Source organism: Burkholderia sp. JPY481, assembly GCF_038900515.1.
In the GTDB taxonomy this organism is placed as follows: Bacteria; Pseudomonadota; Gammaproteobacteria; order Burkholderiales; family Burkholderiaceae; genus Paraburkholderia; species Paraburkholderia youngii.
Map to the genome: position 1 here is coordinate 525,410 of NZ_JAYMRT010000004.1, position 15,295 is coordinate 540,704.

Genomic DNA, 15,295 nt, shown 5'->3' on the forward strand with positions numbered 1-15,295 from the left:
TAGGATGAAAATATCGAAACCTTTGCGAAAAGGAGCGAGGCCATGGAGGACGTCACCTACACAAAAGGGATCTACACGGCCACTGCGTCGATAAGAGAAGTCGCACAGGACGCCTTTCAAGGTGTCGTCACCCTCGCGCGCGACGAGGGCGAACCCAGCGAAGATCAGGAGACCACGCTCTACGAAGTCGACTCGACGTCGTCGACGCCGGGAGAAGCGCTCGAAGAAGCCAAAGCGCTCGCACATCGAATCCTCGGGGAAATCGAACTGTAGGCCGAACCAAGGCGCAGCAGCGTGCTCGCGCATTGGCGCACCGCTGCGGGGTCGGCCGGCTGGAGGCGATCATGTCTGAACAGCTGTTCCAATACGGCGTGTATTCGATTCACGTTCGTCCGCTCGAGCTGAGCGGCGCGCGCTGGGACGCGGAATACGAAATCCGTCATCGCGAGAAGCCCGTCAAGCCGTGGACCACGGTCGGCGGCGACGCGGGCTTTGCCGAGCAGGCCGAAGCGGTGGAAAGCGCGCATCGGCAGGCCGTCGACGATATCGAGCACGGCGCGGGGATTCCGAAGCCGCACGTGTTTCCGTAAGCGGTTGTCGACGCGCTTTTTGAGGTCGCGTCGAGATTCGCCGTGGCGGCCTTGAGCGCTGCGCGTCGCCACGCAAGATAACGCTGAGCTGTCAGCGATAGTCGAGCGTGTCGACGACTTTGGTGATCTTCCAGATTCCGTTTTCCTGGCGCAAAAACACGATATTGGTCTGTTTGTCTTTCAAGCCGAACGTAACAGCCATGAGCGCCACGCTGTCGAGCATGAAGACTGGATGCACCGCTATATGCCCGGCCCAATCTTTCTCGTCGAAGTCTTGCACTTTCGTGAAGTACTCCGCATCTTCGGAGAATTTGTTGGCCTGATATTGCTTTCGTAATAAATCGACGGTTGGTTTTGCAACGTGCCTGTATATCTCCTTGTCCATGATCGGATAGTCGCGGTCTGCGGCCAGGCGCGGAATGAACCATGCGTAGAAATCTCTTACGCGGGTCTCGGGAGTTGCTTGTTCGGCGTGGGTCGCGTTTCCTGCATATGAGGTGCCGTTAAAAATCAGCAACAGCGCGGCGATAAAAATCGCCAGATATTTTCTCATGGATGCAACCTCAATCGTGGCGATAGATCTTGTAATCCGGTCGTGCGGACCGGTAATCGGAACCGGGATAGAAGCCACGCCACTGCTTGAAATCGGAAATCCAGTATTGTCCATCGTACGTTGCCATATGTCCGTGCGGATGCAAATGGATGCCGTCGATCACGATTACATCGCCTTTTTGGGGAGAGGCTGTCGATACCGCACGAAACCCAGCGTGAGCCAACGAAAGCCCGTAGTCTTTCGCGGACCGGGTGCGAGCCAATACAATTCCGCCTCGCTCAATTGCTTCTCTAACGTACCGGGCGCATTCTCCACGGCTCACTGGTCTTGCATTCGAGTGCAAATAGTTAACAGCAGCGGTCTTATCCCACGACATATCAGATTATTTCAATCATATTTTGATTTCGGAATGGTACAGCAAATTAAAAAAACAAACCAAGACATTTGATTATCTCGAAAACAATTTAAATTGAGATAGCTTTTCCGAATAAAAATAACCCTCGTCACTACCATGCTAGTGACGAGGTAAATCAAGCTGATCGGCACGGTCCAGTCAACTACATGAGCCTTGTCATATAACGTCGGAATGCTGAATGTCATTCGCAAAACTGCAAGGCAACGGCGCCGCTTCGCCCCTCTCTACCCCCTCTCGCGCCATGCTACGCTGTGCCTGTATTGATCCCCACGAGCGCGTGATGGCAACCGAACCGTCAGACCGTTTTTCCACGCTCGGCGACCCCGACACCGACACGAGCGCGCCGAGGCGCCGCCCACGCGGCAGCCGCGAAATGCGTCTCGACGATCGCGTGGTGATCGCGCACGGCATGCCGACACCGTTGTGGCAAGACCTGTATCACCGCGCGCTCGGCGTGCGCTGGCCGGTGTTCTTCGTGTCGCTCGCGCTGCTGTTCCTGCTGCTCAACACCGTGTTCGCGATGCTCTACATGCTCGGCGACGCTCCGATCGCGAATCTGTTTCCGAAGGGCTTCGGCGGCGCGTTCTTCTTTAGCGTCGAAACGCTCGCCACGGTCGGCTACGGCGACATGCATCCGCAAACCGTCTACGCGCACTGGATCGCGACGCTGGAAATCTTCATCGGCATGTCCAGCATCGCGTTGGCGACCGGGCTGATCTTCGCGCGCTTTTCGCGGCCACACGCCAAGATCATGTTCGCGCGCTATGCGGTGATCCGGCCGATCGACGGCCGCATGACGTTGATGGTGCGCTCGGCCAACGCGCGTCAGAACGTGATTGCCGAGGCACGCGCGCGGCTGCGCATCATGCGTCTGGAGACGTCGATCGAAGGCTTTACGCTGCGCAAGCTCTACGACCTCACGCTGGTACGCGACCAGCACCCGGTGTTCAAGCTCGGCTGGACGCTGATGCACATCATCGACGAAGCGAGTCCGCTGTTCGGCGAAAACGCCGAATCGTTGAAGGGCCGCGATGTGTCGCTGCTGCTCACCCTCGAAGGCATCGACGAATCGACGTCGCAAACCATGCAGGCGCGCCACATGTGGACCTGCGACCAGATCGTCTGGCAGCACCGGTTCGTCGACATCATGAGCGAGCAAGACGGCGTGAGCCACATCGACTATTCGCACTTCGACGAGATCGTGCCGCTCGATGCGGCGCCGCTCCAACCCGACATCGCGGCGAACACCGCGCAGTAGCAATAGCCACAGTCCCATTCGACGCCCCACGATACCCAGGGGATACCCGAAGCGCGCCGCCGCATGGCAAATCCGGCTCAAAAGCGGGCCGAAACGCGCGAGTCATCGCGCCCATTCGCGCACGCCCGATTAAAGAAGCAATAATTCACTCCCGCGAGCGCTAAAAAATAGAGTCTCTTTCGCTGCGCGGTATCGGTGACCCCACCACCCGCGCGCCGAGCCAGAACATTGGAGACTCCCCCATGACCGCTCGCCTGCCCATCGACGGCACGCCCGCTCTCGCCGACTACAAGCTTTCCGACAATCTCACCGCGACGCGCGGCCGGATCTTTCTGACCGGCACCCAGGCGCTCGTGCGCCTGCCTCTGATGCAGCGTGCGCTCGACAAAACCCGCGCCCTGAACACCGCCGGTTTCATCAGCGGCTATCGCGGCTCGCCGCTCGGCATGGTCGATCAGCAATTGTGGAAGGCGAAAAAACTGCTCGCTGCGAGCGACGTCCGCTTTCTGCCCGCGATCAACGAAGAACTCGGCGGCACCGCCGTGCTCGGCACGCAGCGCGTCGAAGCCGATCCCGAGCGCACCGTCGACGGCGTATTCGCGATGTGGTACGGCAAGGGCCCGGGCGTCGACCGCGCGGGCGATGCGCTGAAGCACGGCAACGCGTACGGCTCGTCGCCGCACGGCGGCGTGCTGGTGGTCGCGGGCGACGATCACGGCTGTGTGTCGTCGTCGATGCCGCATCAGAGCGACTTCGCGATGATGGCGTGGCATATGCCGGTGGTGAATCCGTCGAACATCGCGGACATGCTCGAATTCGGCCTGTACGGCTGGGCGTTGTCGCGCTTCTCGGGCGCGTGGGTCGGCTACAAGGCGATTTCGGAGACCGTCGAATCGGGCTCGACCGTCGATCTCGACGCGCTGCAAACCGAATGGGCACCGCCGCAGGAATTCGAAGCACCAGCCGGCGGTTTGCACAACCGCTGGCCCGATCTGCCGAGCCTGACGATCGAAGCGCGTCTGCACGCGAAGCTCGACGCGGTGCGCCGGTTTGCGCGCATCAACAGCATCGACAAATGGATCGCGCCGAGCCCGCACGCGAATGTCGGCATCGTCACGTGCGGCAAGGCGCATCTCGATCTGATGGAAGCGCTGCGCCGGCTCGATCTGACGGTCGCCGATCTCGACGCGGCCGGCGTGCGCATCTACAAGGTCGGGCTGTCGTTTCCGCTGGAGATGACACGCATCGACGCGTTCGTATCGGGCCTGTCCGAAGTGCTCGTGATCGAAGAGAAGGGCCCCGTGATCGAGCAGCAGATCAAGGACTATCTGTACAACCGCACGCAAGGCACGCGGCCGGTCGTGATCGGCAAGCACGCCGAAGATGGCACGTTGCTGCTGTCGTCGCTCGGCGAATTGCGGCCGTCGCGCATCCTGCCGGTGTTCGCGAACTGGCTCGCGAAGCACAAGCCGGCGCTCGATCGCCGCGAACGCGTCGTCGATCTGGTCGCGCCGCAGATCCTGTCGAACGCGGCGGACAGCGTGAAGCGCACGCCGTACTTCTGCTCCGGCTGTCCGCACAACACGTCGACGAAAGTGCCGGACGGTTCGATCGCGCAGGCCGGCATCGGCTGTCACTTCATGGCGTCGTGGATGGAGCGCGATACGACCGGGCTGATTCAGATGGGCGGCGAAGGCGTCGACTGGGCCGCGCATTCGATGTTCACGAAGACCCGCCACGTATTCCAGAATCTCGGCGACGGCACCTATTTTCACTCGGGCATTCTCGCGATCCGCCAGGCGGTCGCGGCGAAAGCGACGATCACCTACAAGATCCTCTATAACGACGCGGTCGCGATGACGGGCGGCCAGCCCGTCGACGGCAGCATCTCCGTGCCGCAGATCGCGCGACAGGTCGAAGCCGAGGGCGTGTCGCGTTTCGTCGTGGTCAGCGACGAGCCCGAGAAATACGACGGCCATCACGGCCAGTTTCCGCAGGGCACGACGTTTCACCATCGCAGCGAGATGGACGCGGTGCAGCGCGAGTTGCGCGACACTGACGGCGTGACCGTGCTGATCTACGACCAGACCTGCGCGGCCGAAAAACGCCGTCGTCGCAAGAAAGGCGAGTTCCCCGATCCGAACAAGCGGCTCTTCATCAACGAAGAAGTCTGCGAAGGCTGCGGCGATTGCGGCGTGCAGTCGAACTGTTTGTCGGTGGAACCGGTGGAAACCGCGCTCGGTCGCAAGCGCCGCATCGATCAGTCGTCGTGCAACAAGGACTACTCGTGCGTGAACGGCTTTTGCCCGAGCTTCGTCACCGTCGAAGGCGGCACGCTGAAAAAGGCCGCGGGCGTCGCCTTCGATCCGCAGGCGCTCGCCGCCCAAGTCAACGCCTTGCCGATTCCCGCGACGCCACTCGATGCCGCGCCGTACGACATCCTCGTCACCGGAGTCGGCGGCACCGGTGTCGTGACGGTCGGCGCATTGATCAGCATGGCCGCGCACCTCGAAGGCAAGAGCGCGTCGGTGCTCGACTTCATGGGCTTCGCGCAAAAGGGCGGCGCGGTGCTGTCGTTCGTGCGTTTTGCCGCGCGCGACGAATGGCTGAACCAGGTGCGCATCGACACGCAGCAGGCCGACGTGCTGCTCGCCTGCGACATGGTGGTCGGCGCGAGCGCCGATGCGCTGCAGACGGTGCGGCATGGCCGCACGCGCATCGTCGTCAACACGCATGCGATTCCGAACGCGAGCTTCGTGCAGAACCCGGACGCGACGCTGCATGCCGACGCGCTGATCGACAAGATGCGTCACGCGGCCGGTGCAGAGCGCATGTCGACGTGCGACGCGCAAGCGCTCGCTACGCGTTTTCTCGGGGACACGATCGGCGCGAACATTCTGATGCTCGGTTTCGCGTGGCAGCTCGGTTTGGTGCCGGTATCGTTCGCCGCGATGATGCGCGCGATCGAACTGAACAACGTCGCCGTGCAGATGAACCAGCTCGCGTTTTCGATCGGGCGCATGGCCGCGGCTGATCCGGCCGCGCTCGAATCGCTGTGGCAGTCGCGCCATGCGCCGAAGCCGGGCGTGCGGGTCGATACGCTCGACGAGCTGATCGCGCATCGTGAAGCACGTCTGCTCGCGTATGGCGGTGCCGCTTACGTGAAGCGCTATCGCACGCTAGTCGATACGGCTCGCCGCGCGGAAACGGCCGTCGATAAGACGAGCGAGCGGGTGACACGTGCAGTCGCGACGACGTTCTATCGGCTGCTCGCGGTGAAGGATGAGTACGAAGTCGCACGTCTGCATACGGATGCCGCGTTCCGCGAAGCGCTCGAAGCGCAGTTCGAGGGCGCTGCCGGCAAGGACTTCACGATCCGCTTCAACCTCGCGCCGCCGACGCTTACGCGCGCGCAGCCCGGCGCCGTGCCCACGAAGAAGACCTATGGTCAGTGGATGTGGCCCGTGCTCGGCCTGCTCGCGAAATGGCGAGGTCTTCGCGGCACGGCGCTCGATCCGTTCGGCCGCACACTCGAGCGCAAGATGGAGCGCGAACTCGCGAGCGATTACGAAACCACGCTGCAACGCGCGCTGGCAAAACTCGACGCGAGCCATCTCGACGACGTCGCGAAACTCGCTGAACTGCATGCGCGCGTACGCGGTTATGGGCACGTGAAGCTGGCGAATCTGGCGGGGGTCAAGCGTGGTGAACGCGACCTCGCCGCGCGCCTCGGCATCGATGCTGCGACGGGTGTCGCGGTGAAGAAGTCGCTCGAGGAAATGAAGGGCGCCGGGCAATTGCGCGGCATTCCGGTGGTGGTCGCGAAGTAAGTACGTTCGTTGCGCTGCTCGGTTTTACGTCGCGTCGAGCAGCGCCCTCACCTGCATCACTTTCGCCGGATCGACGGGCGCGAGTCCGTTGCCGTTCACCCGCACGCCGGAGCCGAAATGGACGGCCTCGACGTGCGTGTTGCTCACGAAGTCCGCGACCGCATCGACCGTCAAGCCGGCACCGGCGAGCACCGTGCACGGCGAGCCTTCAGCCTGCCGCACCAGCTCGCTGACCACGGCTTGCGCCTGCAGCACCGACGGCTTTCCGCCCGACGTCAGCACGTTCGTCACCGCGTCGAAACCGAGCAATACATCGAGCGCTTCGCGCAGATCGCGCGCTTCATCGAACGCGCGATGGAACGTGATCGCGAGTCCATCGGCAGCTTCGCACGCGCGCGCGAGACCTTCACGGTCGATCGCGCGCTCGGCATCCAGCATGCCGATCACGATGCCGTTCGCGCCCGCCGCCTTCACCGCACGGATGTCGCGCAGCATCACCGCGTAATCGTCGGCGTCGTAGACGAACGAGCGGCTATGCGGCCGCACGATCACGTTCACGGGGATGCGGACCGCGGCTACCACCGCCTCGATCAAGCCCACACTCGGCGTCAGACCGCCCTCGCCCATCGCGGTCACGAGTTCGAGACGGTCGGCTCCGGCTTGCGCGGCAGCGCGCGCATCGGCGACGGTCGTGGCAATCACTTCGAGCAGCACGGACATGAGCGCAGGCTGATTTCGATTAAAACGACATCATGTCAGATGCGCGCGCCGCGTTCGTCCTCGACCCAATCGATATCGCCGCACAGCACGCAGGTCTCGCTGCCGACGCGCGTCGCCACCGACAGCGTCACGCACGGCAACGCCTCGTTGATCGACAGATACGGCCGCGTCACGTGCACGCGCTCCGGCGCATTGATCGCGACGCTGAAGTACGGCCGACGCAGCCAGTTCGCGCCCTGCGCGTCGGCGAGCGGCAGAAAGCGCGTTTCGTGCGCCGCGCGATCGGCGCGCAGCACGACGTTGCGGCCAGCCTGGCGGCCCTTCGCATCGAGCAGAAAACAGCGCGCCGCGTGATCGAGCGCGAGGAAATTCCAGCACACCTCGTCGAGCGGCTCTCCGGCGGCGAGACGCTCCGCGGCGCGCTCGAACGCGCGCAGATACGGCGCGAGCCGGATCGCGCTGCGCCGCTCGCGCGCCTCGGCCTGCGCGCGATAACGCTCGGTGACTTCGCCGATGCAAATCGCCGTGTGGATCGCATCGGCAATACCGGGACTCGGCCGGCCGAAGAAAAACCCCTGCACGAAGTCCGCATTGCAGGCGAGCGCCATTTGAGCTTCGTGCTCAGTCTCGACGCCCTCGATCAGCACGAGCTTGCCCGCCTCATGCAGCAGCGACACGAGCCCCGGCAGGATCGTCGCCATGTCGGCGCGATGCGCGGCGTGCGACAGCATGATGCGGTCGAGCTTCACGATATCGGGATTCAGTTGCCAGATCCGCTCGATGTTCGAATGGCCGGCACCGAAATCATCGAGCGCGATCAGGAAGCCGCGCTCGCGGAACTCGCGCACCGCGTCGGCGAGTCGATCGAGATCTTCGGCGCGCTGCTCGAGCACTTCGAGCACGACACGCCGCGGCGACAGATCGAGCCGCCGCAGATTGGCCAGCAAAGCGGCCGCGAGATACGGGTCGGTCAGCACGCCCGGATGCACGTTCAGGAACAACCATTCGCGCTCCGCGCCGAGCACCTTGAAGTTCTCTAGATGCAACGTCTGCGCGAGCCGGTCGATCTGCAGCGCGTCGCCGAGGCGCGCGGCCTCGCCGAATACGTCGAGCGGCGACACCGCGCGATCGAGCGCGTCGTGCGCGCGCAGCAAGCCCTCGTAGCCAACCGCGCGCAGGTGCGACAAACTGAAAATCGGCTGGAACACGCTAGTCAGCGTCAGTTCGCCGTGCTGCACCGAATAGCGTCGAAGGCCCGAGGTCACCTCGACCTCGAAGCCGTGCGGCACGCTTGCCGCCCTGTCCTGTTGCGCAGTCGTCATGCAATCCTCTCACGCGAGAACCGGCCGGTCAGAACGCGAACGGCAACTAGACCGACACCGTCTCTCAAATGTGCGTCATCGTTACCGGTTAAGCAAGGTCCATGCGCACGCTGGCGCACACTGTGCTGTAATTCGCCCGAAAGATTGCACCGGCGACAGTGTTCGTGCGCCGCCCGGGGGCGTGGCGCGCACCGATGCGGTGCGCGGATGGCCCCCTTCATCCACCCGGAATTCACGATGGAAATAGTCTTCACCGTTCTGATCCTGCTACTGGCCGTCGCCGCGTCCGGTGTGCTGACCCGCGCGCTGCCGTTCAAGCTGCCGTTGCCCCTCGTGCAGATCGCGATCGGCGCGATCCTCGCATGGCCTCGCCTCGATCTGCACGTCGCGTTCGATCCGGAGATCTTCATGCTGCTGTTCATTCCGCCGCTGCTGTTCGCGGATGGCTGGCGCATTCCGAAGCGCGAGTTCTTCATGGCGCGCCGCGCGATCCTGATGCTCGCGCTCGGTCTCGTGTTCATGACGGTGCTGGTCGTCGGTCACTTCGTGCACGTGCTGGTGCCGCAGATCTCGCTGCCGGTCGCGTTCGCGCTCGCCGCAGTGCTGTCGCCGACCGACGCGGTCGCGCTGTCGGGTATCGCCGGCAAGGGCAAGATTCCTGGGCAGCTGATGCATATCCTCGAAGGCGAGGCGCTGATGAACGACGCGTCGGGCCTCGTCGCGCTGAAGTTCGCGATCGCCGCTGCGCTGACCGGGGCGTTCTCGCTGCGTGCGGCGTCGGTGAGCTTCGTGGTCATCGCGGTAGGCGGCCTCGCGGTCGGCGCAGCGGTGAGTGCGGTGTTCAGCTTCGTGTCCGCGCGTTTCCTGAATCTCACCGAGGAAGGCGATCCCGCGCCGGGCGTCGTGATGACGCTGCTGATTCCGTTCGCCGCCTATCTGACCGCCGAGCGCTTCGAGCTGTCGGGAATTCTCGCCGCGGTCTCCGCCGGCATGATGATGAATTACGCGAGCATCACGGAAAAGTGGCAGGTCGCCTCACGCGTGCGGGCCACGAGCACGTGGACGATGATCGAGTTCGTGTTCAACGGCATGGTGTTCATCATGCTCGGCCTGCAGTTTCCGCACATCCTCGGCCGCGCGCTGCTCGATGCGCACGAAACCAACGACGCGCAGGTCGTGCTGCTGATCGGCTATATCGTTGCGGTGGCGCTCGCGCTATACGCGATGCGCTTCGCGTGGGTGTGGCTGCTGCGCTGGTTCGCGAGCCGCGGCGCGACGAAACACGGTGTCGCGAACGCGGTGCCGGGGTTGCGCATGGTGTCGGTGACGACGGTAGCCGGCGTGCGCGGCGCAGTGACGCTCGCGGGCGTGCTGTCGCTGCCGGAGGTGCTGCCTAACGGCACGCCGCTGCCGGGACGCGACCTCGCGATCTTCATCGCGTCGGGCGTGATCCTGCTGTCGCTGCTGGTGGCGGTCGTCGCGTTGCCGCTGCTGCTGCGCGGCTGGCGGCGCGGCAAGGACCCGCATGCGGCAGAAGAAGCGCTCGCGCGCACGCTGGCCGCGCAATCGGCGATTCGCGCGATCGATCATCTGCACGACACCGAGTGCGCGGACCTCGAGGAATCGGCTCAGGCCTATGCGACCGATGTGACCGCGCGCGTGATGGACCTGTACCGCCGCCGCCTTGCATCACTCGACGACGACCAGGCGCCACGCGAACTCGCGCGCCGTGCCGATGCGCTCGAATTCCGCATGAAGCTCGCGGCGATGCGCGCCGAGCGCAAGACGCTGCTCGATTTGCGCGACTCCCAGCGCATCAACGACGAGACGATGAACAAGCTGATGCGCGAGGTGGATCTGTCGGAGACGGCGCTGACCGCGCGCAAAAGGTAGGAGTTCGCTGCTGGATCAAGCTCGGCACCGGCGCTTGAAATGCCGGTGCCGATGAGAGACGCTCAGGCCACCGGCCCTTGCGTCGGCTTCCTTCTCAACAGCGCGTACAGAATGATCGCGCCGAACGTCGCGGTGCCGATGCCGCCAAGCCCGAAGCTGCCGAGCTTCAGCGAGAAGTCGCCGGCGCCGAGCACGAGCGTGACGGCCGCGACGATCAGATTGCGGTTATCGGAGAAGTCGACCTTGTTGACGACCCAGATGCGCGCGCCCGTCACCGCGATCAGCCCGAACACGACGATCGACACGCCGCCCAGCACCGGCCCCGGAATCGTCTGGATCACCGCGCCGAACTTCGGCGAGAAGCCGAGCACGAGCGCGATCAACGCGGCGATCACGAACACCAGCGTCGAATAGATCTTCGTGACCGCCATCACGCCGATGTTTTCCGCGTATGTGGTCACGCCGGTGCCGCCCGCGAAGCCCGATACGACCGTCGCGAGCGCGTCGCCGAGAAACGCGCGGCCGATGTAACGGTCGAGGTTCTGTCCCGTCATCGCGCTGACGGCCTTGATGTGGCCGAGGTTTTCGGCGACGAGGATCACCGCGATCGGCGCGAGCAGCGTCATCGCGTGCGGGTCGAACACCGGCGACATGAAGTGCGGCATGCCGAACCACGCGGCGTTCTGGACGATCGAGAAATCGATCGGCTTGCCCATGCCGAGGCCGTTCGTGACGATCGCGTAGATGACGTAGGCGAGCAGCAGGCCGATCAGGATGAGCAGACGCTGCAGCATGCCGCGCGTGAACACCGCGACCGCGCCGACGCACAGCACCGTGACGAGCGCCATCCACGATTCGAAATTACTGCCGCTCACGCCATGCACCGCGATCGGCGCGAGATTTAGACCGATCACGCAGACGATCGCGCCGGTCACGACCGGCGGCATCAGCGTTTCGATCCAGGCCGTGCCGACCGCCGACACGATCAGCCCGATCACCCCGTACGCAACACCGCACGCGATGATGCCGCCCAACGCGACCGGAATGTTCGGGTTCGCGCCGTGTCCACCGTAGCCGGTCACCGCGATCACGAGACCGATGAACGCGAAGCTCGAACCGAGGTAGCTCGGCACGCGCCCGCCGACGAGCACGAAGAACAGCAGCGTGCCGATGCCCGACATGAAGATGGCCAGGTTCGGATCGAAGCCCATCAGCAGCGGTGCGAGCACGGTCGAGCCGAACATTGCGACGACGTGCTGGACGCCCATCGCGAACATCTGCGGCCAGCCGAGCCGTTCGTCGATGCCGACGATGCCGCCCTCGGCGGCGGCAGGCTGGCGGCGCCAGCGGGGGAAATAGGATGCGGCCATCGCGGGGATTCTCCTCAGGGTCGGCGTGGTGTATGCCGATCACGCGCTGCGGCGTGGGTCCGGCGAAGTTACGCGCGAGTTTACGGAGAGCGATAAGGGCTGGCAAGCAGGCTATGAAGCGGGCCATGAAGCGGGCCATGAAGCAGGCCATGAAGCAGGCCATGAAGCGGGTTGACAAGCACGGCTCGGGTGCGCGTCACTCCGCGCCGCGCGCGTCGATATCCGGCGTCACAGCGGCGCTGGCCGGCGAAGAGTCGCCCATCGTCGCGCCGTACGCCATCACCCGATTGCGACCGGCATCCTTCGCGCGATACAGCGCCTGGTCGGCGGCGTCGACCAGCGCGCGGCTGGTCGCGAACGCCGCGCCCTGAGCGGTGGCCGCTCCCGCGCTCACCGTCAGCACGTGATGCGTGCTGGCCACATGGCGGCATTGCAGCGCCTGCACCGCCGCGCGAATCTGCTCGGCGATCCGCTGCGCGCCCGCCGCATCCGTGTCCGGCAGCAGCACCGCGAACTCCTCGCCACCGAACCGCGCGGCCGTGTCGCCCGGACGCCGCACGTTCTGCGCGATGCAGCGCGCGACGCCGATCAGCGCTTCGTCGCCGGCCGAATGACCGTACAGGTCGTTGAAGCCTTTGAAGTTGTCGACATCGATCAACAGCAGCGACAGCGGCCTGCCGTTGCGCTGCGCGCGTCGCCATTCGTCGATCACGTGCTCCTCGAACGTGCGGCGGTTGTTCAGGCCGGTCAGCCCGTCCGTGCGCGCCAGTTCGCGCAGCTCTTCCTCGGCCGCGCGGCGCAGACGCAACTGGCGTGAGAACAGGATCGCGAGCGCGATGATCGTCACGTCGAGCGCGACGATCAGCGTGCCGATGATCCATGCGCGCCGCCGCCATTGAACGTAGATGTCGCGCGTGGACAACGCGACGTCGAGGATCAGCGGAAAGCCGTCGATGTGGCGGAACGCGTACCAGCGCTCGACGCGGTCGATCGCCGCGGTGCCGAAGAAGTCGCCGCTCGGATGCTTGACGAAGCGCGAGAAGTTGGCCGTGCCGGTCAGGTTGATGCCGATCGTTTTCGGATCGTAGGGACGGCGCATCAGCATCGTGCCGTCGCTGAGCATCAATGCCATCGAGCCGCTCGGCCCGAGCTTCATGCCGTCGAACAGCCGATGGAAATACGTGAGCCGCAGCGTGCCGACCACCACGCCGCCGAAGCTGCCGTCGGGTCTCGAGATGCGCCGGCTCAGCGCGATGCGCAGGTCCTCGTCGGTGCCGCTCTGGTTGAACGGGCGGCTGATGTACAGGCCGACGTCGGGCGAAGCGCGCTGAACCTTGAAGTAATCGCGGTCAGCGTGGCTGTGTTCGCGTGGCGGCCACGCGCGTGAATCGAAACGCACGTTGCCGTTCTCGTCGAGCACAAATACCGAGCCCATGTCCTGTGCGCTGATCGCGCCGTCGAACAGCACCATCTGGCGGATCGCCGGCGGCAGATCGAGCACGCCCGGCTGCTTGAGTCCGTCGATCACCGCGCGCAGCGACAGGTCGTAAATCTCGAGATTGCGCGACACGTCGCGTTGGACCAGCAGGGATATGTTGCCGATGGAGTCCTGCGCGCGCCGCAACGCGTCTTCGCGCATCTGTGCGAGCAGCGACACGGCGATCGCGAGGATCGCGCCGGCCAGCAAGACACTGATCGCAATCACGTTGTTCGGTCCGCGCGTCACCATGCGTTTTTGGTTTTTGACTTGCGCTGAAAGTCGCGCGTGAAGAGGTGGCCGCGTCCCGGCAATACCGTCAATTACGCGACCTACGAAAACGTTAGCGTAACAGACATGACGCATTGGCAAACGTTTGCATAGGCAGATTCTTGCCCGCGGGGGTCTGCGCCCGATCGCCAGATTATCCAGGCGCCATCCAGATTATTCGGATAGCAAATGCATATTGGCTGGATAGTTGGCCTCTTCACTTGGGTATTCAATCGAGCCTGTCACGTTCAAACGATTGGACACAAGGAGGGAGACATCATGAGCGAGAAGCGCAGCGCCTCTGGATTTGCCCCTGCATCCCCGGACACCGCCTCACACTTGAGTTGATGAATCGGTCCTGCGCCTGAATTCGCGTGGCGAGCGATACTTCAGGGCGCTATGAGGGTGCTGCTCGTTGTAATGCTCGAATGCGATGGCGAGATTACGCGCTGCGGTCGCTGCATCTGGTTTTGGCATGAAGGCAACATAGTCGCGCTTCATCGTCTTCACGAAGCTTTCCGCCATACCGTTACTTTGCGGGCTGCAGACGGGTGTGGTCAATGGCTTCAAGCCAATGTCAGAAGCAAACGTCCTTGTTTTCTCTGCCGTGTAACCCGAGCCATTGTCGGTCAGCCATTCGATTTCCGACGGCGCCTTCAGGACGTCACCGAACCGGTTCTCAACGGCGGCCAGCATGACGTCGCGCACTACGTCGCCACTGTGGCCGCCGGTCGTCGCCGCCCAGCTCATCGCTTCGCGGTCGCAGCAATCCAGAGCGAACATGACACGCAGCGGTTCGCCGTTGTCGCAACGAAACTCGAAGCCATCAGAACACCAACGCTGATTGCTTTTCGCCACCGCGACCTTGCCATCGTGTCGACGCTGAGGGCGCGGCGGTGCCGTGCGGCGTTCCATCAGCAGACCGTGGACGCGCATTACCCGGTACACCCGTTTGGCATTGACGGGCGCCGCGCCATGATTCTCCCGCTGCCGACGCAACAGGCCCCACACACGACGGTAGCCATAGCTGGGCAAATCAGCAACGGCCAGTCGAATCTCTTCCACCAGACCAGCGTCGTCAGTGCTCCGGGCCGTACGTCCATCCCGCCAGTCAGCCGGCCGCGCCAGCTTGTCCGCCACATTCGAGCGCGCTACACCGAGAACCTCACAGACCCGCTTCACTGGTCGTCCCCTGGCAATGAGGGTGAGCGCGCAATCCATTTTCGCGACTTCGCTACCTCCACCGCTTCACGGAGAATCTCGTTCTCCATCGTCTTCTTCCCGAGCAGTCGCTGAAGCTCTCTGATTTGCTTGAGTGCATCGTTTAGCTCCGATGCCGGCACGACTTCCTCGCCAGAACTGACAGCCGACAGGCTGCCGTCCTGATACAGCTTGCGCCAGTGAAACAGCTGATTCGGATTGACGCCGTGCTGGCGTGCAACCATTGAGACCGACTTGCCCGGCTCGAAACTCTCCCGCACCATTGTCAGCTTCTCTTCCGCTGACCACCGCCGCCGGCGCTCCGGCCCCGTCAACACTTCCATCACTTCTTGCTTGTTGTTAGTCAAAAACACAGTCGTATGCCTACCCGCTATTT

The 15,295-nt window shown here is 63.7% G+C and carries 11 protein-coding genes; 5 read left to right on the forward strand and 6 right to left on the reverse strand.

All coding sequences use genetic code 11. The features are described 5' to 3' along the window. The first annotated feature begins 42 nt into the window (after positions 1–42). Both VSR82_RS14385 and VSR82_RS14390 read left to right on the forward strand, forming a co-directional pair. Positions 43–273 (forward strand): hypothetical protein, encoded by a 231-nt coding sequence (locus VSR82_RS14385; protein ID WP_176383813.1) that lies wholly within the window; start codon positions 43–45, stop codon positions 271–273. A 71-nt stretch (positions 274–344) separates the two neighbouring features. Then, complete coding sequence (locus VSR82_RS14390; protein WP_410848257.1) at positions 345–590, forward strand: hypothetical protein; 246 nt, start codon at positions 345–347, stop codon at positions 588–590. Between the two features lie 91 nt (positions 591–681). Here the strand turns inward: VSR82_RS14390 and VSR82_RS14395 are convergent, their stop codons facing one another. Further along, on the reverse strand, positions 682–1,257 hold the full coding sequence (locus tag VSR82_RS14395) for a DUF3828 domain-containing protein (RefSeq protein ID WP_429461163.1): 576 nt from the start codon (positions 1,255–1,257) through the stop codon (positions 682–684). A gap of 581 nt (positions 1,258–1,838) precedes the next feature. Here VSR82_RS14395 and VSR82_RS14400 point away from each other — a divergent pair. Further along, a complete protein-coding gene (locus VSR82_RS14400) occupies positions 1,839–2,816 on the forward strand; it encodes an ion channel (protein ID WP_368583289.1) in 978 nt (325 codons plus the stop codon). Positions 2,817–3,058: 242 nt separating this feature from the next. Next, the gene (locus tag VSR82_RS14405) at positions 3,059–6,646 is read left to right on the forward strand and encodes an indolepyruvate ferredoxin oxidoreductase family protein (protein ID WP_498857774.1); all 3,588 of its coding nucleotides are present in this window, start codon (positions 3,059–3,061) and stop codon (positions 6,644–6,646) included. Between the two features lie 24 nt (positions 6,647–6,670). Here VSR82_RS14405 and VSR82_RS14410 read toward each other — a convergent pair whose 3' ends face one another. Continuing rightward, positions 6,671–7,366: a copper homeostasis protein CutC gene (locus tag VSR82_RS14410; RefSeq protein WP_429461166.1), complete on the reverse strand. Its 696-nt coding sequence runs from the start codon at positions 7,364–7,366 to the stop codon at positions 6,671–6,673. A 35-nt stretch (positions 7,367–7,401) separates the two neighbouring features. Further along, positions 7,402–8,688, reverse strand: a complete 1,287-nt coding sequence (locus VSR82_RS14415; RefSeq protein WP_368583286.1) for an EAL domain-containing protein — start codon at positions 8,686–8,688, stop codon at positions 7,402–7,404. 237 nt (positions 8,689–8,925) lie between these two features. Here VSR82_RS14415 and VSR82_RS14420 point away from each other — a divergent pair, with 237 nt between their 5' ends. Next, positions 8,926–10,581 carry a Na+/H+ antiporter gene (locus tag VSR82_RS14420; RefSeq protein WP_429461168.1) on the forward strand — a complete coding sequence of 552 codons (1,656 nt, stop codon included), beginning with the start codon at positions 8,926–8,928 and terminating at the stop codon, positions 10,579–10,581. Between the two features lie 62 nt (positions 10,582–10,643). Here the strand turns inward: VSR82_RS14420 and VSR82_RS14425 are convergent, their stop codons facing one another. From VSR82_RS14425 to VSR82_RS14435, 3 genes are all read right to left on the reverse strand, one after another. Continuing rightward, on the reverse strand, positions 10,644–11,951 hold the full coding sequence (locus VSR82_RS14425) for a solute carrier family 23 protein (RefSeq protein ID WP_368583284.1): 1,308 nt from the start codon (positions 11,949–11,951) through the stop codon (positions 10,644–10,646). Between the two features lie 196 nt (positions 11,952–12,147). Beyond that, on the reverse strand, positions 12,148–13,680 hold the full coding sequence (locus tag VSR82_RS14430) for a sensor domain-containing diguanylate cyclase (RefSeq protein WP_429461171.1): 1,533 nt from the start codon (positions 13,678–13,680) through the stop codon (positions 12,148–12,150). Positions 13,681–14,031: 351 nt separating this feature from the next. Continuing rightward, a protein-coding gene (locus VSR82_RS14435; RefSeq protein ID WP_498857779.1) for an IS3 family transposase occupies positions 14,032–15,242 on the reverse strand; the annotation gives its coding sequence in 2 pieces (ribosomal slippage) (positions 14,032–14,924 and positions 14,924–15,242; 1,212 coding nt in all). Positions 15,243–15,295: the final 53 nt, after the last annotated feature.

Excerpts from the sequence above, each read along its gene's own strand:
- VSR82_RS14385 (WP_176383813.1), top strand. The coding sequence starts at position 43 with ATGGAGGACGTCACCTACACAAAAGGGATCTACACGGCCACTGCGTCG.
- VSR82_RS14390 (WP_410848257.1), top strand. The coding sequence starts at position 345 with ATGTCTGAACAGCTGTTCCAATACGGCGTGTATTCGATTCACGTTCGT.
- VSR82_RS14395 (WP_429461163.1), bottom strand. The coding sequence starts at position 1,257 with ATGGACAATACTGGATTTCCGATTTCAAGCAGTGGCGTGGCTTCTATC.
- VSR82_RS14400 (WP_368583289.1), top strand. The coding sequence starts at position 1,839 with ATGGCAACCGAACCGTCAGACCGTTTTTCCACGCTCGGCGACCCCGAC.
- VSR82_RS14405 (WP_498857774.1), top strand. The coding sequence starts at position 3,059 with ATGACCGCTCGCCTGCCCATCGACGGCACGCCCGCTCTCGCCGACTAC.
- VSR82_RS14410 (WP_429461166.1), bottom strand. The coding sequence starts at position 7,366 with ATGTCCGTGCTGCTCGAAGTGATTGCCACGACCGTCGCCGATGCGCGC.
- VSR82_RS14415 (WP_368583286.1), bottom strand. The coding sequence starts at position 8,688 with ATGACGACTGCGCAACAGGACAGGGCGGCAAGCGTGCCGCACGGCTTC.
- VSR82_RS14420 (WP_429461168.1), top strand. The coding sequence starts at position 8,926 with ATGGAAATAGTCTTCACCGTTCTGATCCTGCTACTGGCCGTCGCCGCG.
- VSR82_RS14425 (WP_368583284.1), bottom strand. The coding sequence starts at position 11,951 with ATGGCCGCATCCTATTTCCCCCGCTGGCGCCGCCAGCCTGCCGCCGCC.
- VSR82_RS14430 (WP_429461171.1), bottom strand. The coding sequence starts at position 13,680 with ATGGTGACGCGCGGACCGAACAACGTGATTGCGATCAGTGTCTTGCTG.